The following is a 24,526-nucleotide window of genomic DNA, read 5'->3' on the forward strand; positions in this document are numbered from 1 at the left end:
TTAAGCAAAAGCATCATGTCCCACATCGAAAACAGGAGCTAAGGCTCCTGTTTTCTTTTCAATCTCACCAATAACTGACGATAAGTCGCTTCTTCGCAACTGTCTCTCCACAACAACCAATGCTTGCCTCTGGCATGAAAAGATAAGAAAGCAAAAGAGTGAAGATCGCTGACTGACTGGAAAGACTGCGTTTGATCGTTCATTTTTAAATAACCATCAAAACCAATCTCAACAGAACCGTGTAAACAGTCCGGCAGTAACGCACTCAAAGGACGAGTTAAAAAAACAGAGAATAAGAATGCAGAAGCGCTAAGGGGAATGGGAGAAACAATGACTGCCCATATCAATACCATGAAAACAATGGCAGCGAATACTTGGGCAGTATAGGAATAGCAGAGTTCTAGCTTAACGGACTTTGCTGAGGTTATGAGCGACAATTTGATCCACGATAGCTGCATGCCCTAAGTTTTCAGAGCGACCATGTCCCATAATCCAAGTAAACAAATCTGGATCATCACATTCCAACAAAGAGACAAAATCCTTCTGCTCGGATTCAGTTAAGGAGTCAAAACACTCTTCAAAAAATGGCATAATAACGACGTCCAGTTCCAACATACCACGACGACATGCCCATTTAATTCGAGCTTTTTCTTCAGCGTTATACATTTACCTTTCTCACTTTATAGTTATTTGGGCTAACAAACGGTAATTTTGCTAAGTCTACCAACAGACAGAAAAATCAACTAGGGTCTCAATCACAGTCCCAATCAAGCTGACAAAAAAACTTATCCGGATTACCATAGTTCAATATCGTTCACTATGGTGAGTATCATGGATTGGAAAAACACTTTCTCTCCCCTATCTGTTAATGCTGATGACGCTTTGCCTGAGCTCATGCTCGCACATCTAGCATCTTGGGGCGCTATTCAAATTGTAGGTACGGATGCTAAATCTTACTTGCAAGGACAAGTTACCTGTAACGTGGTTTCTCTGGAAGCTGAGCAAATGACTTTTGGCGCACATTGCGACGCAAAAGGAAAAGTCTGGTCGGTCTTTCGCATTTTTCACCATAACGGTGGTTATGCGATGTTTCAGCCGCTTTCAGCCATCGATGTAGAACTGCGCGAACTCAAGAAATATGCAATTTTCTCCAAAGCTGAGATAACCCACAGCGGCGATATTGCTCTGGGTTTAATGGGTGTACAAGCCCAAGCTTGGATTGATTCTCATAGCGAAACTCGTGGCGATGTTCGCTCTATCGAAGGCGGAAGTGCTGTAAAAATTGATTCGCAGCGCTGGTTACTACTCATCAATAGCGAACGTACCGCAGAACTTGTTAATACTATTGAAGCAGTAAAAGTGGACGAGTCGCTTTGGACTCGATTCGAGATTGAGCAAGCTTACCCTGTGGTCACTCAAGCTGAGCAAAATGAACACATTCCTCAAGCGCTCAACCTTCAAGCGCTAAATGGCATCAGCTTTAACAAAGGTTGCTACACAGGCCAAGAAACCGTAGCTCGTGCCAAGTATCGCGGTATTAACAAGCGTGCAATGTACATTGTTAAAGGCAACATCGAATCGCCGTTGAGTGATGATGAAGTCGTTCAGTTGGAACGTTCTGTCGGTGAAAATTGGCGCTCAGCTGGCCAGCTTATGGTTCATTACACATTTGCGAATAACACTGCGATTGGTTTAGTCGTACTGCCAAACAACTTAGATGAAGAGACCGAATTCAGACTGTCTTCGCAACCGGACACTCGCTGGATCATCGAAGCGCTTCCTTATTCATTAAACGATGACGAATAAAGTTAGCGAGACAAAACTCACTCAATTCCTTGAGCAGCAGCAAGTGGATTTCCGCTTGCTGCACCATCAAACACCAGCAGTCACCATTGAAGATGCAGCAAATCAGCGCGGTATTACGCCACGCCAAATGGTGAAGTGCATCCTGCTTCGAGATATGGGCGGACAACTGGCTCTAGCTTGCGCGCCTGGTGACAAAAGTGTTGACCCGAAAAAAGTTCGAGAGTTGCTGCAATGGCGACGCATGACATGCGTAAATATGAAAGATGTCGAATCTATCACCGGATACCAACTTGGAACGGTGACACCTCTTTTGCTTAAAACATCAATGCCCATCATTTTTGACCATCAAATTCTTGAACAACCAGTTGTCACTATCAGTAGCGGCTCTTCAATGGCTGGCATAGCGCTTCAAACCCATGACCTGATTCAGCTATGCTGCCCCACCTTTGCACACATTCAGCGCGAAGAATGAACTAAATTGATGCAATGAATTACAATTTATAGCGATCAATATCACACAAACAAAAATCACCAACTGAATTTTTACTCATTTAAGATCAATAAATAGTCATTCTGTAAATTTTAAAGTAATCTCCAACCGTTGGTTAAAGCTCATTCAGAATGTGTGATTCTGGCTCTTTATAAACGAAGAGATTGGTCCTTCACCAACAAAAAAGTGAATCCACTGATTGTTTCAGGACATCCACTTTTTGTGTAATGCATCTGTGACTTTTGCCCGCACATCTTTGCGGGCACTTTTTTACCTAAAGCTGGCACGCATTTCGCATTTACATTGATTAAGGGAATGTAAATTGGATTATTCTTTTTTGTGTAATATTCATCTGGCTCAATAAGCACGCCAGAAAACCTTGGGTTCCATTGTTCATTTTCATTTGAGGCTCTGGTCACACAAATTAGGATATTTACCCAAAATTCTGCATAGAACCACACATTAATATAAATACGTCAGCAAAAACTGCATAAAGCACCATTTAAGTCACACTTACTTTATGCTGGTTTTACTATACTTAAGGTGCTGAACAACGTAAGGATCGAAGTATGAGACTGTTTAAGCGCTACATGCCTGGAATGATTGCTAAACATGTTAGTCGTCTTTTTAAGGGAAGAATTTATATCTACGGAATTGGAACATTCGAATTTGATAACGGTAAGTTGATTTTGCCAGAACGCGCTGAGCATCGACATTTTCAGACCGTGAAAGAAGTGAATCTAGAAATCAAAAAATTACGCTGTGCGTACGCTTAAATAACGCTTCTCGCGAATGAGTTTCTGATCAAATTTAAAAGGGTTGGCAATTGCCAACCCTTTAACGTTTTTGATGCATCTCACTCACAGAGCGTTTTAAATCATAGGTTGCGCGTTATTCACTTTGGCCAAATCAGGCAGGTTGCCTTTTAATCCAAGCGCTCGCTTCATGATTTCATCTTTAGCGCCCGGCAGTTGCCCCGCTAAACGCATACCAATACCACGGATCAATTTCTTCGCAGGATTGTTACCTTCAAATAAGTCCTTGAACCCTTGCATGGCTGCAATCATTTTTGCCGCTTCAGCTTTACGCCAACGCTCATAACTGCGTAGATTGCGCTTGCTGCCAATATCTTCCCCCTGCTTCCAGAGTTCAATCACTTCCTGAGCTAAGCTCGCGGCATCGAGAAAACCGAGATTCACGCCTTGACCTGCCAGCGGATGAATGGTGTGCGCAGCATCGCCAACTAAAGCCACTCGTTCTGCAACGAAATCTCGCGCGTAACGCATCTTCAAAGGAAAAGCACTTCGTTCACTGACAACTTTACACAGCCCGAGTCTCGAATCGAATTCTGCTGTCAGTGTCTTATTAAACTCACTATCGCCCATGGCGACTAACTGTTCTGCTCGGTTTGGATCAGTCGACCAAACAATAGAGCTCATATTCGGATCGCCAAGAGGCAGAAAAGCCAGTGGACCTAACGGTGTGAATACCTGACGAGCCACTTGCTGATGCGGCTTATGAGTGTGAACATTTGCCACGACTGCACTGTGTCCGTAATCCCAATGAGTTAATGGAATGTCCTGTTGCTTGCGAACCCAAGAGTTTGCGCCATCAGCGCCGACGACTAGCTTGGCCGTAAGTGTCTGTCCATTATTTAGGGTTAGCCACGCTTCGCTTTCTCCGATCGCCATTTTTTCACAACTTGCAGGCATAAATAGAGAAACGTTGTCTTGCAGCTTCACTTGGTCAAGTAATGCCAGTTGAATGACTCGGTTTTCGACGATATGACCTAGATCTGGTTGAGTGAGGCTGTTCGCATCAAACTCTATGCGAGCAAAACTGTCTTGTTCCCACACTTCCATGGCTTGATATGGCGAAGCTCGTCGCATGGTAATACCTTGCCACGCGCCTAAGTTTCTTAAAATCACTTCACTTGAGCGGCTTAAAGCAGACACTCGGGTATCAGGTTGTTCACCCAATCCTTCATGAGGAAGATTTCCTTCAATCACTGCAATTCTTAAATCGGTATGCTTAAAGGCCGCAGCTAAAGCTAGGCCAACCATTCCGCCACCGACAATTGCAATATCTACACTTCGCATCATTTTCGAGTACCTTATCGATTAACCACACCCAAGGTGCGGCGTAACAGCGGAGTTTTTAGCACCGGAATGTTATCCATCACTGCTAATCCTAAATTTCTTCCAATACGCAGAGTTAGCCAGTCATTTGAAAACAGATGAACCAGACTGGAAGTTAGCGTAATCGTTGCCGTTCTGTCGTTGTCACGTCTGCGCTTAAATTTTGTCAGAAGTGCGTAACTTCCCACATCCTCAGCATGAACGATCTCTTCAGCCAAACTGGCAACATCACGGATACCAAGATTAAAACCTTGCCCAGCAATAGGATGAAGTGATTGAGCGGCGTTCCCCACAATGGCAAAACGATGTGAGATATTTTGTTCTCGATATCTCAATAGCAACGGATACGCGCTTCTTGCACCCGTTTTTTCAAGTTTACCTAAACGCCAGCCAAACTCAGCTTGCAATTGATTGAGAAACACATCGTCATCATACGCCATAACAGCTTGTGCTTTATCTGGCGGTAAACACCAAACTAACGACATTCGATTGTCACTCATAGGCAATAACGCTATTGGACCATGAGAGGTAAATCGCTCAAACGCACGACCTTGATGAGCTTCGCTCGTAACCACATTGGCAATGATGGCTACTTGTTCAAAATCGTGTTCTTGCAGTGGTAAGCCTATTCGTTCACAACAAGTGGACACCGCACCATCAGCCGCTACTAGTAGCTTAGCTTCTATTTGTTCACCATTAGATAAAATCGCTGTGACTTTATTGATGTTGCGCTCTACGCTTTGAATACTTTGCGGGCAATACAGAGTAATACTGGATGTTTTCTCGATTTTCTCTGCATAGATTCGTCCAACGTCAGCCAACTCAACCACATAGCCTAATGCATTAACGCCCACTTCTTCTTTCGTGATATCCGTCATTCCGGCATGGGAACGATCAGAGACATGAATATGCTCGATAGGTGTGGCTACAGACTGAAGCGATTCCCAAAGTCCAAAGCGTTGCAAGATTTGGACGGTTCCATAAGACAGAGCAATAGAACGAGCATCAAAACCGGGATGTTGCTGATGATCGGTTTGATACGGCTCAACAACCGCAACAGATAAGCGTCCTTGACTCAATTGATGCAGTGCCAGAGCCAACGTTGCTCCAGCCATAGCACCACCAGCAATAATCACATCAAACGATTTTACTTGGCTCACAGTCCTTGCCCTTAGTGAATGGTCGGTGCTTTGTCTTGCTCAGGTTTAATCCCCAGCTCAGCATGCAGAAGCAGCGCACAAGCTTTGACGTGCTCCAGCACCTGTTCTAAAAGGTGTGCTTGCTCTTCCAGATCATCGTCTTCATCAATGCCTAGCTTGGTAATTTCTTCAAGGTCTTCTAGTGCTTCTTTTGCATCAGATGACGCTTTGTTCAGAGAAGCCCCCGCTAAACCTAAACCTGAAATAAAGTGGTTTACCCAATCCGCGACTCCATCAGCAAAATCAAACAGCGCCTCTGGGCCTTCTCCAACCGGAAGAACAAGACTCAGCTCTAGAGTGGTGTCCGTCAACTCAGCATTGGTTGCCACTAAAAGTTGTTTTGCCATTTCAAGCGCTTTAACCGGCCAACCCATGCCTTCATTGGTGTAATCGAAAATCAAAGGCTGCCAGCTGTCGTCTTTCAAACTTAATCCACCAGCTAACATGCCAGTCAACAAACCGTGCAGTTCAGCAGGATTTATGCCTAACGAAGCTGACTTCAGCTCGCCAGATAAAATGTCGTAAGTCGGAAATGTAATGTCGCTCATAACGGGCTCATAATCAGAAAAATAAGCCCAATCCTACCACTTCAACACTCATGCGAAAACGCTCAAGTTGCCAATTGTGGCTAGCTTTTACGCAAATTGACTAAGAACTGAGTTTTCGTTACTCATTTTTGATAGATAATCGGGAAAAGCTTGAATCTTGAGAGCGCTTTACCTATAGTTTCCCCCACGATGGTCACTTGAGAAGTATCATCTTTGGCGATATGAATAGAGTTCATTTATCATGAGTAATCAAGCGGTTGACGTTGAAATTTTAGGTAAAATGACACGGGTAAATTGCCCAGCGGGTCAGGAAGACTCTCTGATCAGTGCAGCCCAAGATCTAGACCGACGATTAAAAGAAATGGCTGACCGCACAAAAGTAACGAATGAAGTGAAGCTCTTAACTATTGCGGCGTTGAACATTTGCTATGAGTTGCAAACTTATCAGCAGCAAAATAGTGGTCAACAGCAAGAAATCAGTGAACGCATGGAAAAGCTCACCGTTTCTCTAGAAGAAGCTCTCAATAAGGTGACACTAGAACGAATCTAGACGTCCGCCATCAAAAGTATTTACCCTGGGGTGTTTGTCAGTGGATTTAAGTCCCCGAGCCGATAAGCAATACCCAAGGATTAGTACTTAGTAGCTATTGAGCAAGCTTGGCTCGTACCGAGAAGCCTACGGTTACCATTGCTGATCCGCCTTGAACTAGCTGGTTCAAGGGCCACAATCTACAACGGCACTCTGGGGTTCCCTAATGTTGTATTCACGACAAGAACTAAGAACACTTATCCGCGAAAAACGTAATCAACTTGCCAGTGATGTTCAGTTTCAGGCAAGCCAAGAGCTTATTGAACGTTTTTCCACTCTGCCAGAAATGCGCACATGCCAGAAGATTGCTCTCTATCTCTCAACCGATGGCGAACTGGATACCCAACCGTTAATTGAATGGCTTTGGTCACAAGGTAAAAGTATTTACCTGCCTGTCTTACACCCTTTTTCTGCTGGTCATTTACTGTTTCTGCATTATCAGCCAGAGACACCGATGACTTACAACAAATTTGGCATTCTTGAGCCTAAACTCAATCAAACCCTCATTTGTCCGGTCAAAGAACTGGATCTTATCTGCACACCATTGGTTGCTTTTGACTCTCAGGGCCATAGATTAGGCATGGGCGGCGGCTATTATGACCGAACTCTCGAACCTTGGTTTACTACAGGTAAAGGGGCATCTCCATTAGGTTTAGCTCATGATTGCCAGCATGTAGACGAACTGCCAACAGAAGAGTGGGATGTTCCCTTGCCTAAAATCGTTACTCCTAGCCAAATTTGGCAGTGGTAATCACCGCATTTAACGCCTACTGAGCCAAACATCACTGAAATGACGCTATACCCAAACTACTTGGCGTTGCAGGTAGGCGGCAAGTGAGTGAATCCCCATGACCACAAATTACCATGCGTGATTGGGGTGAACGAACGTAGCCAACACCCCTGCAGCTTCAAGTAGGAAGGGGATAACTTCAATTATTCAGAAACCGAAGTACATCTCTCAATCTTTTGCGTATATAATCCCGCGCACGCTAACGTTTATATAAAACATACAGCTTTCACTTAGAAATCAAGTTTTCGCAAAAAATCGTCTCAGGAGATGGGCATGACTCAAGATGAAATGAAAAAAGCTGCCGGTTGGGCTGCACTTAAATACGTAGAAAAAGGCAGCATTGTCGGCGTTGGTACTGGTTCAACAGTGAATCACTTCATCGATGCTTTGGGTTCAATCAAAGATGATATTAAAGGTGCCGTATCAAGCTCTATCGCTTCAACTGAGAAGCTTAAAGGTTTAGGCATTGAAGTCTTCGATTGTAACGATGTTATGAGCCTAGACATCTATGTTGATGGTGCAGATGAAATCAACCCTCAACGTGAGATGATCAAAGGTGGCGGCGCAGCGCTTACTCGTGAAAAAATCGTTGCCGCTATTGCAGATAAATTTGTTTGTATCGTTGATGATACGAAAGCTGTTGATGTACTAGGTACATTCCCACTTCCAGTTGAAGTGATCCCGATGGCTCGTTCATACGTTGCTCGCGAACTGGTTAAACTTGGCGGCGATCCGGTTTACCGTCAAGGTGTGGTGACCGACAACGGTAACGTGATTCTTGACGTTCACGGACTACACATTACTCATGCTAAAGACCTAGAAGCAAAGATTAACGGTATCGCAGGTGTGGTAACTAACGGTCTGTTCGCTATTAGCGGAGCCGATGTGGTGATCACAGGTACTCCTGAAGGCGCAAAAATCGAAGAATAATTCTAAAAAACGAACAATTTTCGTTATTTGATTACAAACGGCACCTCTGGTGCCGTTTTTGTTACTTTTCTATTAAGAAAATTATGCCTTATTCCGTAATTTTCTTACCCAATCACAAAAAAATTTGATAACTTAATGGTCAGAACAAACGCAACGAAAACGTTTGCTTTTTAAATTTAGATTATTAATTGTGTAGTTCGCTTGATGTTTCACGCATCAGCCCTCCCTTTCCATTTTAAGGACGAGAATAATGGCCAAAGTTTCACTGGAAAAAGAAAAAATTAAGATACTACTCCTTGAAGGACTTCACCCATCTTCGGTAGAAGTACTGCAAGCTACAGGCTACACCAACATTGAATACCACAAAGGCTCACTAGAAGAAGATGAACTGATCGAAGCAATCAAGGATGTTCATTTTATCGGTATTCGTTCCCGTACCAACCTAACAGAAAAAGTGATTAACGCTGCAGACAAACTAGTAGCGATTGGCTGTTTCTGTATTGGTACAAACCAAGTAGATCTTGATGCTGCCGCAGCTCGCGGTGTTCCAGTGTTCAACGCTCCATTCTCAAACACGCGTAGTGTTGCAGAACTTGTTCTAGGTGAAATCCTACTTCTATTACGCGGTATCCCTGAAAAGAACGCTCTTGCTCACCGTGGTATTTGGAAGAAGAGTGCAGACAACTCATATGAAGCTCGTGGTAAAGCTCTAGGTATTATCGGCTATGGTCACATCGGTACTCAGCTAGGTATTATCGCAGAGAACTTAGGTATGCGTGTTTACTTCTACGATATCGAAAACAAGCTATCACTAGGCAACGCAACTCAGATTCACACCATGAGTGAACTACTGAATAAGTGTGACGTTATTTCTCTTCATGTTCCTGAAACACCAGAAACAAAGAATATGATGGGTAAAGAGGAATTTGACCGCATGAAGCCGGGTTCAATCTTCATTAACGCAGCACGCGGCACAGTAGTTGATATCCCAGCGTTATGTGATGCAATGGAATCTGGTCACCTGGCTGGTGCAGCCATCGACGTATTCCCAACAGAACCGGGGTCAAACAAAGAAGCGTTTGAATCTCCGCTAATGAAATTCGATAACGTCATTCTGACTCCTCATGTGGGTGGCTCAACTCAAGAAGCACAAGAGAATATCGGTATTGAAGTGGCTGGTAAGCTAGCGAAATACTCAGATAACGGTTCTACGCTTTCAAGTGTTAACTTCCCTGAAGTTTCACTACCAGAACATCGTCAATGTTCGCGTCTGCTGCACATTCACGAAAACCGCCCTGGTATTTTGACCCAAATTAACACCATTTTTGCATCAGATGGCATCAACATCGCAGCTCAGTACCTACAAACAACCGGAAACATCGGTTATGTGGTTATTGATGTTGAAGCAGATCGCTCATTAGAAGCACTGGATAAACTAAAAGGTATCGAAGGCACTATTCGCGCACGTATCCTGCACTAATGTTTTAATCTCTAAAACTGACCACCAGCTGAAACTGGTGGTTAAGTGATAGAAAGTAAAAAACCAGCCAATCGGCTGGTTTTTTCGTTCAATGGTTCTTCGACTATATCGAAAAGATATTAGCTACGTAATGCTCGTTCGCCACGAGCAATACCAACCACACCACTTCGAGCCACTTCAACCACTTCTGTTACTTCGGCCATTGCCTGAATAAAGGCATCGAGTTTTTCGCTGGTGCCAGCAAGCTGAACTGTATACTGAGAAGCCGTAACATCCACGATTTGACCACGGAAAATATCTGTTGTGCGATTCACTTCGGTACGAGCAAAACCTGTCGCTTTCACTTTAATTAACATCAACTCCCGTTCGATGTGATCACCCTCTGTCACTTCCTGAACTTTAAGCACATCAATCAACTTATGCAGTTGTTTCTGAATCTGCTCAAGCTGCATTTCAGTTGAAGTAGTGGTTAAGTTCAAACGCGATAAAGTGCCATCATCGGTCGGCGATACGTTCAAGCTCTCAATGTTGTAGCCACGTTGAGAGAACAGACCAACAACGCGAGACAAAGCACCTGGTTGGTTTTCCATCAATATTGAAATAATGTGTCTCATCTTAGGTTCTCTCCGTTTTGCTCAACCACATTTTATCCATACCCTCGCCTTTGATTTGCATTGGGTACACGTGTTCAGTTTCATCTACATTGATATCAACAAAAACCAATCGGTCTTTCATATCCAATGCTTTTTGCAGGCCAGCTTCTAGCTCATCAGGTGTGTTGATGCGAATACCAACGTGACCATAAGCTTCTGCGATAGCTGCAAAATCCGGTACTGAACTCATGTAGGAGTTAGAGTGTCGCCCTTGATAAATAATGTCTTGCCACTGTTTTACCATGCCTAGGAAACGGTTATTCAGGTTAATGATTTTCACCGGAATATCGTATTGCAACGCAGTGGATAGCTCCTGAATATTCATCTGGATACTGCCATCACCGGTTACTACTACCACTTCTTCTTGTGGCATAGCAAACTTAACGCCCATACCAGCTGGCAGACCAAAGCCCATAGTGCCTAAGCCACCTGAGTTGATCCAACGACGTGGTTTATTAAACGGATAGTAAAGTGCTGCAAACATCTGATGCTGGCCTACGTCTGATGCTACGTAAGCATCGCCATTAGTCAGTTTAAATAAAGTTTCAATCACTTGCTGAGGCTTAATGCGTTCGCTTGATGTTTCGTAAGACAAACATTTACGATCGCGCCACACTTGAATTTCGCTCCACCATTGTTCAATGGCTTCCACATCGTTGCCACCTTCTTGTTCACCAAGAAGCTGCAACATAGTTTCCAAAACTTGATCCGCAGAACCTACGATTGGCAGATCAACTTTTACGTTTTTGGAAATAGAAGATGGGTCGATATCGATATGCATGATCTTCGCATTCGGACAATATTTCTCAAGATTGTTGGTGGTTCGATCGTCAAAACGAACACCGATACCGAAGATCAAATCTGAATTGTGCATTGCCATATTAGCTTCATACACACCGTGCATTCCCAACATACCTAGGGCATTCTTATGTGTTCCCGGGAACACGCCTAACCCCATAAGTGTGCTAACGACTGGCAAATTCAGTTTTTCTGCTAGCTGCTGCACTTGTTCGTGAGCACCAGCGATAGACGCACCACCACCCACGTAAAGCACAGGTTTTTTCGCTTCTAGAAGAGCTTTTAATGCTTTCTTGATTTGACCTTTATGACCTGAAGTCGTCGGGTTATAAGAACGCATCTTAATTGATTCTGGGTAATGGTATGGAAGCTTAATCTGCGGATTCATTACGTCTTTTGGCAGATCGATCACCACTGGACCGGGGCGACCGGTCGATGCAATGTAAAACGCTTTCTTGATCGTTTCTGGAATATCTTCTGCTTTCTTTACTAGGAAACTGTGCTTAACGATCGGGCGAGAAACACCAACGATGTCACACTCTTGGAAAGCATCATTACCGATCAAATTGGTTGCTACGTTACCTGAGATTACGATCATCGGGATCGAATCCATGTACGCCGTTGCGATACCAGTAACAGTATTTGTTGCACCAGGGCCAGAGCACACTAGCACCACACCCGGTTTACCCGTAGCACGTGCATAGCCGTCAGCCATGTGAGTTGCTGCTTGTTCATGACGAACAAGAACATGCTTTATTTTTTCGGTTTTTTCGTGGAGGGCGTCGTAGATATCAAGAACGGAACCACCTGGGTAGCCAAAAATTTGTTCTACGCCTTCTTCGATCAGAGACTGAACGACCATCTCTGCGCCGGATAACATTGCCATATTTTCTCCTTACCAGAAGCCGATTAACACGGTCGGTTAATTGGTCTGGTTTTACATAGTCTAGGGCTTATTCGTAGCCTAATTCGAAAACTTTCCGCTTTCAGCTATGTCCCGCTTTTGTCATAACAAAAGCTAAGGTAACGCAACAACTTTAACCCTTTCTTAGCATTAGGTCTAACCACTAATTTGATGCAATCTCGGCGATATATTGCAGAAGCTTATTCAACAAGTATCAACGATTACCTCGAAGCATCGACACAGAGGATAGTTTTAGAACAACAATGAAAAACGGTACAAAATATTAACACCCGTCGCGTAATGAATGGCGAAACGAGCCACTTTCTGCCACATATAAAAAATCCCCAGTAAGAGATAATCTCACTGGGGATCGATGTTTATTGTCGGTGTTTAGAAATCAGTAGCGAGAACTACTTTTTCTTCTCCTGATACATCTCTTCAATCTCGTCTTGATAGCGAGTATTGATCACCTTACGACGCAGCTTTTGCGTCGGTGTTAACTCACCTTCATCCATAGAGAAAGCTTTCGGTAACAATTTGAATTTTTTAACTTGTTCAAACTTCGCTAAACCATGTTGAAGTTCATTAATGCGTTTTTCAAACATCTCTAACACTTCACTGTTTTTTAGTAGCTCTAAACGGTCGTGATATTTGATATTCAGTTCTTTAGCATGTTCTTCTAACGCATCAAAACAAGGAACAATCAGCGCCGAGACAAATTTACGTGTATCTGCAATAACCGCGATTTGTTCGATGAAATGATCTTTACCGATCGTGCCTTCAATAACCTGAGGGGCAATATATTTGCCACCCGACGTTTTCATCAGTTCTTTGATGCGATCGGTAATAAACAGGTTGCCATGCTCATCAATATGACCAGCATCGCCCGTTTTTAAGAAGCCGTGTTCATCAAATGTCTTTGCCGTCTCTTCCAGCATTTTGTAGTAGCCGCGCATCACCATTGGACCACGAACCAAAATCTCGTTGTTTTCACCAATCTTAACCTGAGCACCCGGCATAGACAGACCAATAGAATCAGGGTTGAAACATTTGTCATCCCAGCAAGAAACCGTCGCGGTTGTTTCGGTCATACCGTAGCCAAGTTTCACATTGATTCCGATGGCATGGAAAAATCGGCCAATCGTCTCATCTAATTTGGCACCGCCACATGGCATAAAGTTGATGCGCCCGCCTAATAATCCTCTCAATTTAGACAGAACCGCTTTATCCGCGATGCCGTAGCATTGAGTAAGTAACCAAGACGGTTTACGGTGTTCTTGATGACAAACCGCCATCTTCGCACCCATGTTCACAGACCAAGTAAACATCACTTTGCGAATGAAAGAAGCTCTAGCCACTTTTTCATGGATAGCAGAGAAAATCTTCTCGTAGAAACGAGGAACCGCACACATTACTGTCGGACGAACTTCACTCAGCGCTTCACGAACATGCGAAACATCATGTAAGTAGCAGTTGGTCGCACCTTTATAAAGCACGTAGAAAGTCCAGGCACGTTCAAACACGTGGGACAGCGGAAGGAAACACAAGGATACATCGTCTTGAGTTAAGTTAAGACGCTGATCGTGTCCCTCTAACTGTGAACCGATATTACGGTAATCCAGCATCACACCTTTCGGCTGACCAGTTGTGCCAGAGGTATAGATTAAGGTTAGCAGATCTTCAAAGTTTGCCTGAGTAACGCGAGTTTCCAACTCTTCACGATCAGACTCTTGTCCCAACGCGATAAACTGTGACCAATGAACAGCATGTTCAAAACCGCTCAGGTCAATGTTGTCGTCCATAGCAACGACGAGCTGAAGTTGTTCACATTGTTCGAAAATGTCTAAAGCAATGTCGTATTGTGGCTGCTCGCCAACAAAGAGAATTTTGACATCTGCATCTTGTAAGATATATGCAGATTGATCGGCGGTATTGGTCGGATAGATAGGGACAGTCACTGCTCTCAATTGCAATGCTGCAAAATCCGCAATGGTCCATTGAGGAATATTGTTGGAGAAAATACCAACCTTATCCTGAACGCCAATATGTTGAGAAAGAAGCGCTAATGATAACGCGTCCATCTGCTGTCCAAATTGCGTCCAACTAATGCTTTTCCATGCATCCCTTATTTTGTGTTTCAGGGCACTACGATCACCGTTGTGAGAGACTTGCTCACGAACACGTTTAACGATATGAAAATCTAAATTAGTCATCTATCTACCTATAGCTTACACCTGTAAGCTTAATCGAGCGCACAAGTGTACCGATTGAACTACAAAAGGCAACTGACAAACATCAAACTTATGGATAATTTTAGACTTAGCGAACAATAAAAAAGCCTTGAGTTGGTCTCCCTTCCCAAGGCTTTTTCTTAACGTCCTGTTTTAAATAGTTAACGTGGAATCACGTCTTATTTGCGGGCAATCACTTCGCGACAAATCATCATCAATTGGTCTCGTAACCAAATGTGACCACGGTCTTTTTCACTCGATTCATGCCAGCTTAAGTAACCGCTGATTTTCGCGTTATCAAACGGGAAGTCTAGGATTTGTAGCATATCTGCATTTGCCACGTTTTCTACCATCCAGCGAGGCGCAACAGTAACAAGCTCAGATTGACCAACCACGTACAAAACGTTGCTTAAGCTCGTGCCTTCGTAACTTGAAGAGCAGTATAGCTCTTGATAAGCCTGCTCTGAAAAACTGCGTTGGCCGTGAATTTTTGATAGCTTAGCGTGCTTCTCTTGTGTCAGCTCTTCGCGAGTCACTTTGCCTTGAATACGAGGGTGAGATTTTGCTGCAACAACCACTAACTCATCTTGGAAAAGCTCTGTGCTTGAGAATCCCTGTCCATCGAAATGTGCGTAGTCGATAACAAAATCAGTATCTTGATAACGCATACGCTCCGCCAACATGCGGTCAAATTCTGCATCTAAGTGCAATTGGATACTTGGCGCAATTTCATGAATGGTTTCCATGATCTTCGGTGCAAAACGAATATCACACGGGCTGCAAATAGCCAGTTTGAATAAGCGACTGGATGTTTCTGGCGCAAACACAGAACTTGGTAACTCATTACGGATAAGTTGAAGAGCTTGGCGAATTGGACCAAACAACTGACGAGCACGCTGAGTAGGCTGAATACCACGACCTTGGCGCATGAAGAGTTCGTCATTAAACATTACTTTAAGACGAGCAACCGCATTACTTACCGCAGGCTGCGACATACCCAGATTATGAGCTGCACGAGTAATATTTTGCTCTTGCATTACAGCATCAAAAACCGTCAGCAGGTTTAAATCGACACCACGTAAAACGCTTTCCATACGATAACTAGAAATGGCTCCCATGCCGCCGTTTTTATCTAACATTCGCTATACCTCTAAATTAATCTATCCAATCAAATATCAAACATTCGTTAGCGAATAGATAACCTGTACTTTTATTATTGGTTGCTTGGATATTTTTAAGCTGCCCCAACTATGATTCATTCGTTTGCCGAATAGCAATAGCATTAAGGAAAAGTCAGATTTTTTGATACTAAAAAGAGGAATAAACCTACAAGATACAAGCTTTATCAAGCTCTATCGCAAGTATAAAAAAAGATAAAAACCAATGTCAGAAAGCGAGGATGTGGAATAGACGCATTGATATTAACTATATTTAAATCCAATCATTCAGGGATTCTCAGTACCGGAAAATCAAAATTGCAGCCTATAAGCTGCAACTTTTAATTTTCATGTCTAACGGCTAGGAGTTAATGACTAGGCGTTAATTTACTGAAGCGTAACTAGGGAAATCGACTTGTTGCCATAAACCATCACATAAATCTTGTTGATTAGACCAATTACCTTGCAAGATCCATTCAACAATTGCTTGGGCTACATTGGGGTAAATAACTCTTTCAGCCTGTTTTTCATCAAGCCATTTACTCACCGCTGATACGTCTAGAAAGTCCATCGCAGATGCCAGACCAAGCGTTTCCAAAGTCGCAACATTACTCTGCTGTTCAAACTGTCCAATCAAAGGTTTCAACAACAGTTTTTTGCCTAATGAAAGAGCTTCAGAAGGCAGCTCAAAACCGCCATTGGCAATCACACCATCACAGCGATGGAGATGGTATTGGAAACTGCTGTGGCACAGAGGTCTTAACTCAACGTTTTCCACCGTCTCCGGCTCTATAACCTGAGGGTGATAACAAATGAAAGATTTGTTCACGAAGCGGAATAACAGTTCACACACCTGGTCAACATCTTCAAAAGGCAGATAAACCAAAATGAAGTCTTGGTTGAGCATGTCTTGCACTGTGGTATGAACAATCGGAGGCAGTATCGGTTGATCAAAATGGTACCAATGCAGGCCTAAATTATAATTTGCTGGCGCGAAACGCTGCATAATTTGTTTATCTAGCCAGCTTGCACCTTTTAACGGTACTGGATAGCGAAATGCATTTTGATGGCTGATACCAATGACATCCTTCTTCTGGCGTTTTGCCGCCCATGCAGACACGGGTTCAAAATCATTCAGAATCAGATCATAACCCGACAAATCCAATTGGCGAATTTCATTCATTAATTGTAAGGGGCTATTGTTGAGCGCGGTTTGGAGATAGTTTACTCGTCCTTGTTCAAACACAAAGGTTAATCCACGACGGATCTGGTAATCACCAAAACTCTCCATAGAGAAAAATTTTTGTGCTTCGCGACCGGAAAACAAGAAATCCACTTTCGCATCGGTATTTTTGAAAGCTTCACTCATTGCCCGAGCACGCGCAATATGACCATTACCGGTACCTTGAACACCATACAGAATCTTCAAATATTCATCTCCAACAACTGCATTGAAATCGTTGCACAGCTAGCACCAAGAATGGCGCCAATAATCACATCCGTTAAAAAATGGACGCCAAGCAAAATTCTCGCACTGCCAATAAGTGCTGCCCACATAAAGGCAATCCCATAGCCATCTGGATAGAACTGACCTATCAAGGTCGCCATAACAAATGCCGCAGCAGTATGGCCTGAAGGCAAGCTATAACGATCAGAAGGAGTAATAAAAGCGGTTAATACTGGTGAGAGTTCTTGAGGGCGTCGGCGTTGGAAGCTGTTTTTTAATAACCAGTACAAAGGCAGTTCGATAGCAAATGCCACTAACCCCGCCGCTAAGAAATTTGAGCCATGGCTACCACCAATCGCCCAAGCTAAAACACCAAATAGAGCGTATAAATGTCCATCTCCGGTATGAGAGACCGCTTTACTGATCCTCGCAACTGGCTGATTGAATCTATGTTGTAGGCAAAGCATCGAAAAAGCTAAATCAAGCTTTGCGATGGGCTTGATGGTTTTCATGGCATCCCCTTACTTTCAATTGAAAGTGCTTCAGATAGAAATGTTCCTACCTCCAAGCTAAAAGCAATAGATTGCAAATCCGTGACTGTTTGTTTGTAAATGGATGACAGTTAGTCGTAGTTCAACAATTTTTTTTAACCTTAGTCTTACACTGAGGCTCGAAGGCGTTACATTGGCGACATGCTTTCAACAACAAACTGCTAATTTTTGCCTTGTTGACGAAGTAACTGCTCCGATATGAACAAAAAAACAACTTTAGGGTTGACGCGCTCGGTTGAGTACGGTACTAATTTGTTAATTCAAATTTGTGGATGTTAATAATGACAATTCGTTCTTCTCTACTCCTGAACCTGCTCCTTATCGTGAATCAATCGCGCGGGTAATGAGTGGACGGAAGACACCACAACAGATTTACAAGAACCCGCACACGATGCGGGTTTTTTTATAACTAAATTCAGGAAGTAAACGATTAACTCTTCGAGTAAGGAAGCAAACATGAACGATCAGGTCATCATATTCGATACAACTTTGCGCGACGGTGAACAGGCGTTGTCAGCAAGCCTAACGGTAAAAGAGAAGCTGCAAATCGCTTACGCACTGGAACGCTTAGGTGTTGACGTGATCGAAGCGGGCTTCCCTGTTTCCTCACCGGGTGATTTCGAATCTGTACAAACTATCGCGAAAAATATCAAAAATAGCCGAATCTGTGCTCTTTCACGTGCCGTTGCGAAAGACATCGATGCAGCAGCTGAAGCGTTAAAAGTGGCAGATCAGTTCCGAATCCACACTTTCTTGGCAACATCGACCATTCACGTTCAAGACAAGCTTCGTCGTAGTTATGACGATGTCGTAGAGATGGCGGTGAACGCTGTGAAACATGCTCGCCAATATACTGATGATGTCGAATTTTCTTGTGAAGATGCTGGTCGTACACCAATCGACAACTTATGCCGTATGGTTGAAGCTGCAATCAATGCTGGTGCTCGTACTATCAACATTCCAGACACTGTCGGTTACACAGTACCAAGTGAATTTGGTGGCATCATCCAAACCCTATTTAACCGTGTGCCAAACATTGATAAAGCGATTATCTCTGTTCACTGTCACGATGACTTGGGCATGTCTGTGGCGAACTCCATTGCAGCAGTTCAAGCTGGTGCTCGCCAGATCGAAGGTACGATTAATGGTATCGGTGAACGTGCAGGTAACTGTGCTTTAGAAGAGATCGCCATGATCATCAAAACTCGTCAAGAGTTCTTAGGTGTTCACACTGGTATCAAGCATGAAGAAATTCACCGAACCAGCAAATTGGTTAGCCAGCTTTGCAACATGCCGATTCAGAGCAACAAAGCGATTGTTGGTGCAAACGCATTCAGCCACTCTTCAGGTATTCACCAAGATGGTATGTTGAAAAACAAGAATACCTACGAAATCATGACGCCTGAGTCTATTGGCTTGAAAAACCAAGCGCTTAACTTGACTAGTCGCAGTGGTCGTGCCGCTGTGAAGAGTCATATGGACGCCATGGGTTACAACGAAAACGAATACAACCTAAACGCGCTATACGAAGACTTCTTGAAACTTGCTGACCGCAAAGGCCAAGTATTCGACTATGATTTGGAAGCATTAATGCACTTCTCAAATCTTCGCGATGAAGACGATTACTACAAGTTGAACTATTTGAGTGTTCAATCTGGTAGTGTTATGGCGACAACCAGCGTCAAAATGCTTTGTGGTGACGAAGAGAAATGTGAAGCGGCAGTCGGTAATGGTCCAGTAGATGCTTTATATCAATGTATCTACCGCGTCACTGGTTATGACATCGTGCTAGACAAATTCGACTTAACCGCAAAAGGTGAAGGCGAAGATGGTTTAGGTCAGGCAGACATCATTGCCAACTACAAAGGACGCAAGTACCACGGCACTGGCGTATCTACGGATATCGTTGAAGCCTCTGGTCAAGCGCTATTGCATGTTATCAACAGCATTCATCGCGCAAACCAAATTGAAGAAATAAAACAGAAGAAGAAAGTAATTGCTGGCGTTTAAATAACATAGCCTCCTGAATACTTGGAGTTGCAGAGTGTTGAATGAACCCAGACACCACTACTGTAACTTCAGTTGGAAGGACGTAAAGCAAACACAACATTGAACGAATATTATCAAAATTAGTGAAGGACTCGCATGACAGACAAAACTTATAAGATTGCCGTATTACCAGGTGACGGCATCGGCCCAGAAGTAATGCAACAAGCACATAAAGTACTTAATGCTATCGAACAAAAACACAAGTTAACTTTCGTGCGTGAAGAACATGACGTAGGCGGTATTGCGATTGATAACCATGGCTGCCCACTTCCTGATAGCACATTGAGTGCTTGTGAAGAATCCGATGCTGTACTTTTCGGTTCTGTTGGTGGTCCTAAATGGGAACATCTTCCACCAAACGAACAACCTGAGCGTGGCGCACTTCTACCTCTACGTAAGCATTTCCAATTGTTCTGTAACTTGCGACCAGCACAGATCCACAAAGGGCTAGAAGCGTTCTCACCTCTGCGTGCTGATATCTCTGATCGTGGTTTTGATATTGTTGTTGTTCGTGAGCTAACGGGCGGCATTTACTTTGGTCAACCTAAAGGCCGTGAAGGTGAAGGCGCTAACGAGAAAGCGTTTGATACTGAGGTTTACCATCGCTTTGAAATCGAGCGTATCGCTAAGATTGCTTTTGAATCAGCTCGTCTGCGCCGCAAGAAAGTCTGTTCTATCGATAAAGCAAACGTACTTCAAAGCTCGATTCTATGGCGCGAAGTCGTCACTGAAATTGCAAAAGATTACCCAGATGTTGAGTTATCACATATGTATATTGATAACGCGACTATGCAGTTGATCAAAGATCCTTCTCAGTTTGACGTCATGCTATGTTCAAACATCTTCGGCGACATCCTTTCTGATGAATGTGCCATGATCACTGGCTCAATGGGTATGCTTCCTTCTGCAAGTATGAATGAAAGTAAGTTTGGTCTGTATGAACCAGCGGGCGGCAGTGCTCCTGATATTGCAGGTAAAAACATTGCTAACCCTGTCGCTCAAATCCTTTCTGCTGCACTCATGCTTCGTTACAGCTTAGGCGAAGAAGCCGCTGCACAAGATATTGAAGCTGCGGTAGGCAAAGCACTATCAGCTGGCGAATTAACGGCGGATCTATCCGGTAGCAAGCCTGCGCTGACCACCTCGCAAATGGGCGACAAAATCGCTGAATACATTCTTAATTCATAATAATTAGTACTCTCGCCAGCCAATGACCGATTTACCAGTCATTGGCTACTCAAGGAGAGCGAGACAAGGAAGCAAACACATGGGCAAAACATTATATGAAAAAGTCTACGACGCCCACGTCGTAGTTGCCGCGGAAGGCGAAAACCCAATTCTATACATCGACCGTCACTTGGTTCATGAGGTAACTTCACCTCAAGCGTTTGATGGCTTACGCGAGAAAGGACGCAAACTGCGCCAAGTAAGCAAAACCTTCGCAACCATGGATCACAACGTTTCAACCACAACTAAAGACATCAATGCATCGGGTGAAATGGCTCGAATCCAGATGCAAACCCTAGCGAAAAACTGCGAAGAGTTTGGCGTTACCCTTTATGACATTAACCACAAATACCAAGGTATCGTTCACGTAATGGGCCCTGAATTAGGCATTACGCTTCCTGGTATGACTATTGTTTGTGGTGACTCTCACACAGCAACGCACGGCGCATTTGGTTCTTTGGCATTCGGCATCGGTACTTCTGAAGTTGAGCACGTAATGGCAACTCAAACGCTGAAACAAGCTCGCGCTAAAACCATGAAAATCGAAGTCAAAGGCAAAGTCGCTCCGGGTATCACAGCAAAAGATATCGTTCTAGCGATTATCGGTAAAACGACGGCAGCGGGCGGTACAGGCTACGTAGTTGAATTCTGCGGTGAAGCGATTCGCGATCTTTCTATGGAAGGTCGTATGACAGTATGTAACATGGCTATCGAACTAGGTGCAAAAGCGGGATTGATCGCTCCAGACCAAACAACGTTTGATTACATCAAAGGCCGTAAGTTTGCTCCAACAGGCGCAGATTGGGATGCAGCGGTTGAATACTGGCAAACACTAAAAACAGACGAAGATGCGAAGTTTGACGCAGTTGTAACGCTAGATGCAGCAAGTATTCGTCCTCAAGTCACTTGGGGAACCAACCCAGGTCAAGTTATTGCGGTTGATACACCTATTCCTTCACCAGAATCGTTTAGCGATCCAGTCGAGCGTGTATCTGCTGAAAAAGCTTTGGCATACATGGGGCTAGAAGCTGGCAAAATGCTGTCGGATTACAAAGTCGATAAAGTCTTTGTCGGTTCTTGTACGAACTCTCGTATTGAAGATATGCGTGCAGCCGCCGCCGTTGCGAAAGGTAAAAAAGTCGCATCACATGTACAGGCGCTAATTGTTCCGGGATCGGAGCAGGTAAAAGCTCAAGCAGAAGCTGAAGGCTTAGACAAGATCTTCATCGAAGCTGGTTTTGAGTGGCGTTTACCAGGTTGTTCTATGTGTCTGGCTATGAACAATGACCGTTTAGGTGCCGGTGAACGTTGTGCATCAACCTCAAACCGTAACTTTGAAGGACGTCAGGGTCGTGATGGTAGAACCCATCTGGTTAGCCCTGCGATGGCTGCAGCAGCAGCGATTGCTGGTCACTTTGTCGATATTCGTAACAACTAAGGATAGAGGAAATTTAAATGGCAGGTTTTCAAAAACATACAGGCTTAGTTGTTCCTCTAGATGCAGCGAACGTCGATACAGATGCAATTATTCCTAAGCAGTTTCTACAAAAAGTAAATCGCATTGGTTTTGGTAAGCACCTTTTCCATGACTGGCGCTTCCTTGATGATGCTGGTGAGCAACCAAATCCAGATTTCGTCATGAACCAAGCTCGTTACAAAGGTGCAAGTATTTTGCTAGCGCGTGAGAACTTCGGCTGTGGTTCTTCTCGTGAACACGCACCATGGGCACTTGCTGACTATGGTATTCAGGTGATGATCGCTCCAAGCTTTGCAGACATTTTTTATGGCAACTCTATCAACAACCAAATGGTTCCTGTTCGTTTAACCGAGCAAGAAGTTGATGAGATTTTCCAATATGTTCAAGCAAACGAAGGTGCGCAGGTTACCGTTGATCTGGAAAAAATGATCGTGACAGCAAACGGTAAAGAATATGGATTCGAAATCGATGAATTCCGTCGTCACTGTTTGCTAAATGGCCTAGACAACATTGGTCTGACTCTGCAACACGAAGCTAAAATCGCAGAGTATGAAGCGAAAATTCCTTCATTCTTAAGATAGCGAAAATGAATATAGGGTTGCAGACAAGCAACCCTTTTTTATCGCTGAAATAAAAGCGTAGTAACCTTGGTCTTATTGTCCATATATCCTTTAACCGACACTATTTATGAAAAGACTCCTTGCGTATGCACTTTTGCTGTTCTCACCACTTTCGTTTTCGGCACCTAAATCCGATTTATGGCCTTATTGGGATGTCAGCAATCAACAAAGCAGTACTTCACTATCTCACCACAAATGGCAAGCCATCCTAGACATTTATCTTATCTCTCAGGGTGAATACACCTTGTTTAAATACGCCCAAGTCACACCATCCGATAAAGAGAAGCTCACGCAATATTTATCTGACTTATCAAATACTGACCCAAGAGAACTGAACAAAAAAGAACAGTATGCATATTGGGTAAACCTCTATAACGCACTCACAGTACAACTCATATTGGATAATTACCCTGTTACCTCAATCACCAAAATCGGTAGTTGGTTTGGTTTTGGTCCATGGGATGATGAAATCGCAAATGTGGCAGGAAAGCCTTTAACACTCAATGATATAGAACATCGAATTTTAAGGCCTATTTGGGGTGACCCGAGAACACATTATGCAATCAATTGTGCCAGCCTAGGATGCCCCAACCTGCAACCAAAAGCATTCACCGCGGAAAATACTGAGCTTCTGTTAGAAAAGGCGGCTCGTGATTTCATCAATAGTCATAAGGGTGTTTCGTATCAAGATGGCCAACTGACCCTTTCTTCTATTTATGATTGGTTTGCGCAAGATTTTGGTAGCAGAACTCAATTATTTGACCATCTGAGCAAATACCGAACGGGAGTAACTCATTATGAAGGGAAAATAAAATATGAGTACGACTGGAAATTGAATGAGAAGAAATAACGAACGTTTAGAATGACGGATATGAAAAAGCCCCTGTATCTCTACAGGGGCTTGGAAATAAAGCCTAGCGATGTCCTACTCTCACATGGGGAGACCCCACACTACCATCGGCGCTATTGTGTTTCACTTCTGAGTTCGGCATGGAATCAGGTGGGTCCACAATGCTATGGTCGCTAAGCAAATTTTGTGACCGCTTTTGACTTTCATCTTTTTCAAAGATGAAGACAAATTTACAGTGCGTGTCGAATGCATGGTGCTGATACCCAGAATCGAACTGGGGACCTCATCCTTACCAAGGATGCGCTCTACCGACTGAGCCATATCAGCAAGAAGCTGTGTCTTATAAGACTAAAAAAGCCCGTCGTTAGACGGGCTCTTTTTAAATATGAGCCTGGCGATGTCCTACTCTCACATGGGGAGACCCCACACTACCATCGGCGCTAATTCGTTTCACTTCTGAGTTCGGCATGGAATCAGGTGGGTCCAAATCGCTATGGTCGCCAAGCAAATTCTTTAATTCGGAAAGCTGTTTTCAGTTCTTATACACAATCAAGTTTATGTTCTTATTTGAGCCCACAAAACCCCTTGGGTG

At 43.7% G+C, this 24,526-nt stretch carries 23 protein-coding genes, 1 tRNA gene, 2 rRNA genes and 1 other RNA gene; 13 read left to right on the forward strand and 14 right to left on the reverse strand.

From position 1 onward, the window contains the following. Positions 1-38: 38 nt before the first annotated feature. The gene (locus HKI82_RS13145; protein ID WP_146027671.1) at positions 39-437 is read right to left on the reverse strand and encodes a YgfX family protein; all 399 of its coding nucleotides are present in this window, start codon (positions 435-437) and stop codon (positions 39-41) included. After that, positions 406-666: an FAD assembly factor SdhE gene (locus HKI82_RS13150; RefSeq protein WP_042484651.1), complete on the reverse strand. Its 261-nt coding sequence runs from the start codon at positions 664-666 to the stop codon at positions 406-408. Before HKI82_RS13150 ends, HKI82_RS13145 begins: the two co-directional genes overlap by 32 nt. A gap of 165 nt (positions 667-831) precedes the next feature. Here HKI82_RS13150 and ygfZ point away from each other — a divergent pair, with 165 nt between their 5' ends. The 3 genes from ygfZ (at position 832) to HKI82_RS13165 (ending at position 3,072) form a co-directional block, all read left to right on the forward strand. Then, positions 832-1,806 (forward strand): tRNA-modifying protein YgfZ, encoded by a 975-nt coding sequence (gene ygfZ / locus HKI82_RS13155; protein ID WP_171138282.1) that lies wholly within the window; start codon positions 832-834, stop codon positions 1,804-1,806. Continuing rightward, positions 1,796-2,278 (forward strand): aminoacyl-tRNA deacylase, encoded by a 483-nt coding sequence (locus tag HKI82_RS13160; protein ID WP_171138283.1) that lies wholly within the window; start codon positions 1,796-1,798, stop codon positions 2,276-2,278. The genes ygfZ and HKI82_RS13160 overlap by 11 nt, the downstream gene beginning before the upstream one ends. Before the next feature lie 587 nt (positions 2,279-2,865). Beyond that, positions 2,866-3,072 (forward strand): DUF1107 domain-containing protein, encoded by a 207-nt coding sequence (locus HKI82_RS13165; protein WP_042484665.1) that lies wholly within the window; start codon positions 2,866-2,868, stop codon positions 3,070-3,072. Between the two features lie 96 nt (positions 3,073-3,168). Here HKI82_RS13165 and HKI82_RS13170 read toward each other — a convergent pair whose 3' ends face one another. From HKI82_RS13170 to HKI82_RS13180, 3 genes are read right to left on the reverse strand one after another with little or no spacing between them, the layout of a single operon-like run. Continuing rightward, positions 3,169-4,398, reverse strand: coding sequence for an FAD-dependent 2-octaprenylphenol hydroxylase (locus HKI82_RS13170; protein ID WP_042484668.1), 1,230 nt, complete (start codon positions 4,396-4,398; stop codon positions 3,169-3,171). An 11-nt stretch (positions 4,399-4,409) separates the two neighbouring features. Next, positions 4,410-5,594, reverse strand: a complete 1,185-nt coding sequence (ubiH, locus tag HKI82_RS13175) for a 2-octaprenyl-6-methoxyphenyl hydroxylase (RefSeq protein WP_171138284.1) — start codon at positions 5,592-5,594, stop codon at positions 4,410-4,412. A gap of 11 nt (positions 5,595-5,605) precedes the next feature. Further along, on the reverse strand, positions 5,606-6,181 hold the full coding sequence (locus HKI82_RS13180) for a YecA/YgfB family protein (RefSeq protein ID WP_042484671.1): 576 nt from the start codon (positions 6,179-6,181) through the stop codon (positions 5,606-5,608). A gap of 241 nt (positions 6,182-6,422) precedes the next feature. Between HKI82_RS13180 and zapA the strand changes: the two genes are divergently transcribed. The 5 genes from zapA (at position 6,423) to serA (ending at position 9,970) form a co-directional block, all read left to right on the forward strand. Then, positions 6,423-6,731 (forward strand): cell division protein ZapA, encoded by a 309-nt coding sequence (zapA, locus tag HKI82_RS13185; RefSeq protein ID WP_171138285.1) that lies wholly within the window; start codon positions 6,423-6,425, stop codon positions 6,729-6,731. 19 nt (positions 6,732-6,750) lie between these two features. Next, positions 6,751-6,934, forward strand: a non-coding RNA gene (gene ssrS, locus HKI82_RS13190) — 6S RNA. A gap of 2 nt (positions 6,935-6,936) precedes the next feature. Further along, positions 6,937-7,521: a 5-formyltetrahydrofolate cyclo-ligase gene (locus tag HKI82_RS13195; protein WP_171138286.1), complete on the forward strand. Its 585-nt coding sequence runs from the start codon at positions 6,937-6,939 to the stop codon at positions 7,519-7,521. Positions 7,522-7,833: 312 nt separating this feature from the next. Continuing rightward, a complete protein-coding gene (gene rpiA / locus HKI82_RS13200) occupies positions 7,834-8,490 on the forward strand; it encodes a ribose-5-phosphate isomerase RpiA (RefSeq protein WP_102940921.1) in 657 nt (218 codons plus the stop codon). A 250-nt stretch (positions 8,491-8,740) separates the two neighbouring features. Further along, complete coding sequence (gene serA / locus HKI82_RS13205; RefSeq protein ID WP_171138287.1) at positions 8,741-9,970, forward strand: phosphoglycerate dehydrogenase; 1,230 nt, start codon at positions 8,741-8,743, stop codon at positions 9,968-9,970. 119 nt (positions 9,971-10,089) lie between these two features. Here serA and ilvN read toward each other — a convergent pair whose 3' ends face one another. The 6 genes from ilvN to HKI82_RS13235 all read right to left on the reverse strand — a co-directional run bounded on the left by ilvN (position 10,090) and on the right by HKI82_RS13235 (position 17,672). Next, complete coding sequence (gene ilvN, locus HKI82_RS13210) at positions 10,090-10,584, reverse strand: acetolactate synthase small subunit (RefSeq protein WP_102964613.1); 495 nt, start codon at positions 10,582-10,584, stop codon at positions 10,090-10,092. Position 10,585: 1 nt separating this feature from the next. Beyond that, entirely contained in the window at positions 10,586-12,307 is a 1,722-nt protein-coding gene (locus HKI82_RS13215) for an acetolactate synthase 3 large subunit (protein WP_171138288.1), read from the reverse strand. Between the two features lie 428 nt (positions 12,308-12,735). Continuing rightward, positions 12,736-14,538: an AMP-dependent synthetase/ligase gene (locus HKI82_RS13220; protein ID WP_171138289.1), complete on the reverse strand. Its 1,803-nt coding sequence runs from the start codon at positions 14,536-14,538 to the stop codon at positions 12,736-12,738. Positions 14,539-14,735: 197 nt separating this feature from the next. Further along, entirely contained in the window at positions 14,736-15,695 is a 960-nt protein-coding gene (gene leuO, locus HKI82_RS13225) for a transcriptional regulator LeuO (protein WP_042484694.1), read from the reverse strand. Positions 15,696-16,095: 400 nt separating this feature from the next. After that, positions 16,096-17,142, reverse strand: coding sequence for an MJ1255/VC2487 family glycosyltransferase (locus tag HKI82_RS13230; RefSeq protein ID WP_102940916.1), 1,047 nt, complete (start codon positions 17,140-17,142; stop codon positions 16,096-16,098). Next, on the reverse strand, positions 17,139-17,672 hold the full coding sequence (locus HKI82_RS13235; RefSeq protein WP_042484699.1) for a phosphatase PAP2 family protein: 534 nt from the start codon (positions 17,670-17,672) through the stop codon (positions 17,139-17,141). The genes HKI82_RS13230 and HKI82_RS13235 overlap by 4 nt, the downstream gene beginning before the upstream one ends. Positions 17,673-18,167: 495 nt before the next feature. On the opposite strand from HKI82_RS13235, the gene leuA reads away from it, so the two are divergent. The 5 genes from leuA to HKI82_RS13260 all read left to right on the forward strand — a co-directional run bounded on the left by leuA (position 18,168) and on the right by HKI82_RS13260 (position 23,934). After that, a complete protein-coding gene (leuA, locus tag HKI82_RS13240; RefSeq protein ID WP_042484702.1) occupies positions 18,168-19,721 on the forward strand; it encodes a 2-isopropylmalate synthase in 1,554 nt (517 codons plus the stop codon). A 135-nt stretch (positions 19,722-19,856) separates the two neighbouring features. Continuing rightward, positions 19,857-20,948 carry a 3-isopropylmalate dehydrogenase gene (gene leuB, locus HKI82_RS13245; RefSeq protein ID WP_042484706.1) on the forward strand — a complete coding sequence of 364 codons (1,092 nt, stop codon included), beginning with the start codon at positions 19,857-19,859 and terminating at the stop codon, positions 20,946-20,948. Positions 20,949-21,027: 79 nt separating this feature from the next. Then, positions 21,028-22,425, forward strand: a complete 1,398-nt coding sequence (leuC, locus tag HKI82_RS13250) for a 3-isopropylmalate dehydratase large subunit (protein WP_102954046.1) — start codon at positions 21,028-21,030, stop codon at positions 22,423-22,425. Between the two features lie 17 nt (positions 22,426-22,442). Continuing rightward, entirely contained in the window at positions 22,443-23,045 is a 603-nt protein-coding gene (leuD, locus tag HKI82_RS13255) for a 3-isopropylmalate dehydratase small subunit (RefSeq protein WP_042484711.1), read from the forward strand. Positions 23,046-23,151: 106 nt separating this feature from the next. Further along, on the forward strand, positions 23,152-23,934 hold the full coding sequence (locus HKI82_RS13260; RefSeq protein ID WP_171138290.1) for a DUF547 domain-containing protein: 783 nt from the start codon (positions 23,152-23,154) through the stop codon (positions 23,932-23,934). A 62-nt stretch (positions 23,935-23,996) separates the two neighbouring features. Here HKI82_RS13260 and rrf (HKI82_RS13265) read toward each other — a convergent pair. The 3 genes from rrf (HKI82_RS13265) to rrf (HKI82_RS13275) form a co-directional block, all read right to left on the reverse strand. After that, a 5S ribosomal RNA gene (gene rrf, locus HKI82_RS13265) occupies positions 23,997-24,112 on the reverse strand. A gap of 73 nt (positions 24,113-24,185) precedes the next feature. Next, a tRNA-Thr gene (locus HKI82_RS13270) sits at positions 24,186-24,261 on the reverse strand. Between the two features lie 62 nt (positions 24,262-24,323). Next, positions 24,324-24,439, reverse strand: a 5S ribosomal RNA gene (gene rrf, locus HKI82_RS13275). Positions 24,440-24,526 lie beyond the last annotated feature (87 nt).

The sequence above is a fragment of the Vibrio plantisponsor genome (genome assembly GCF_013041605.1).
Lineage (GTDB): Bacteria > Pseudomonadota > Gammaproteobacteria > Enterobacterales > Vibrionaceae > Vibrio > Vibrio plantisponsor.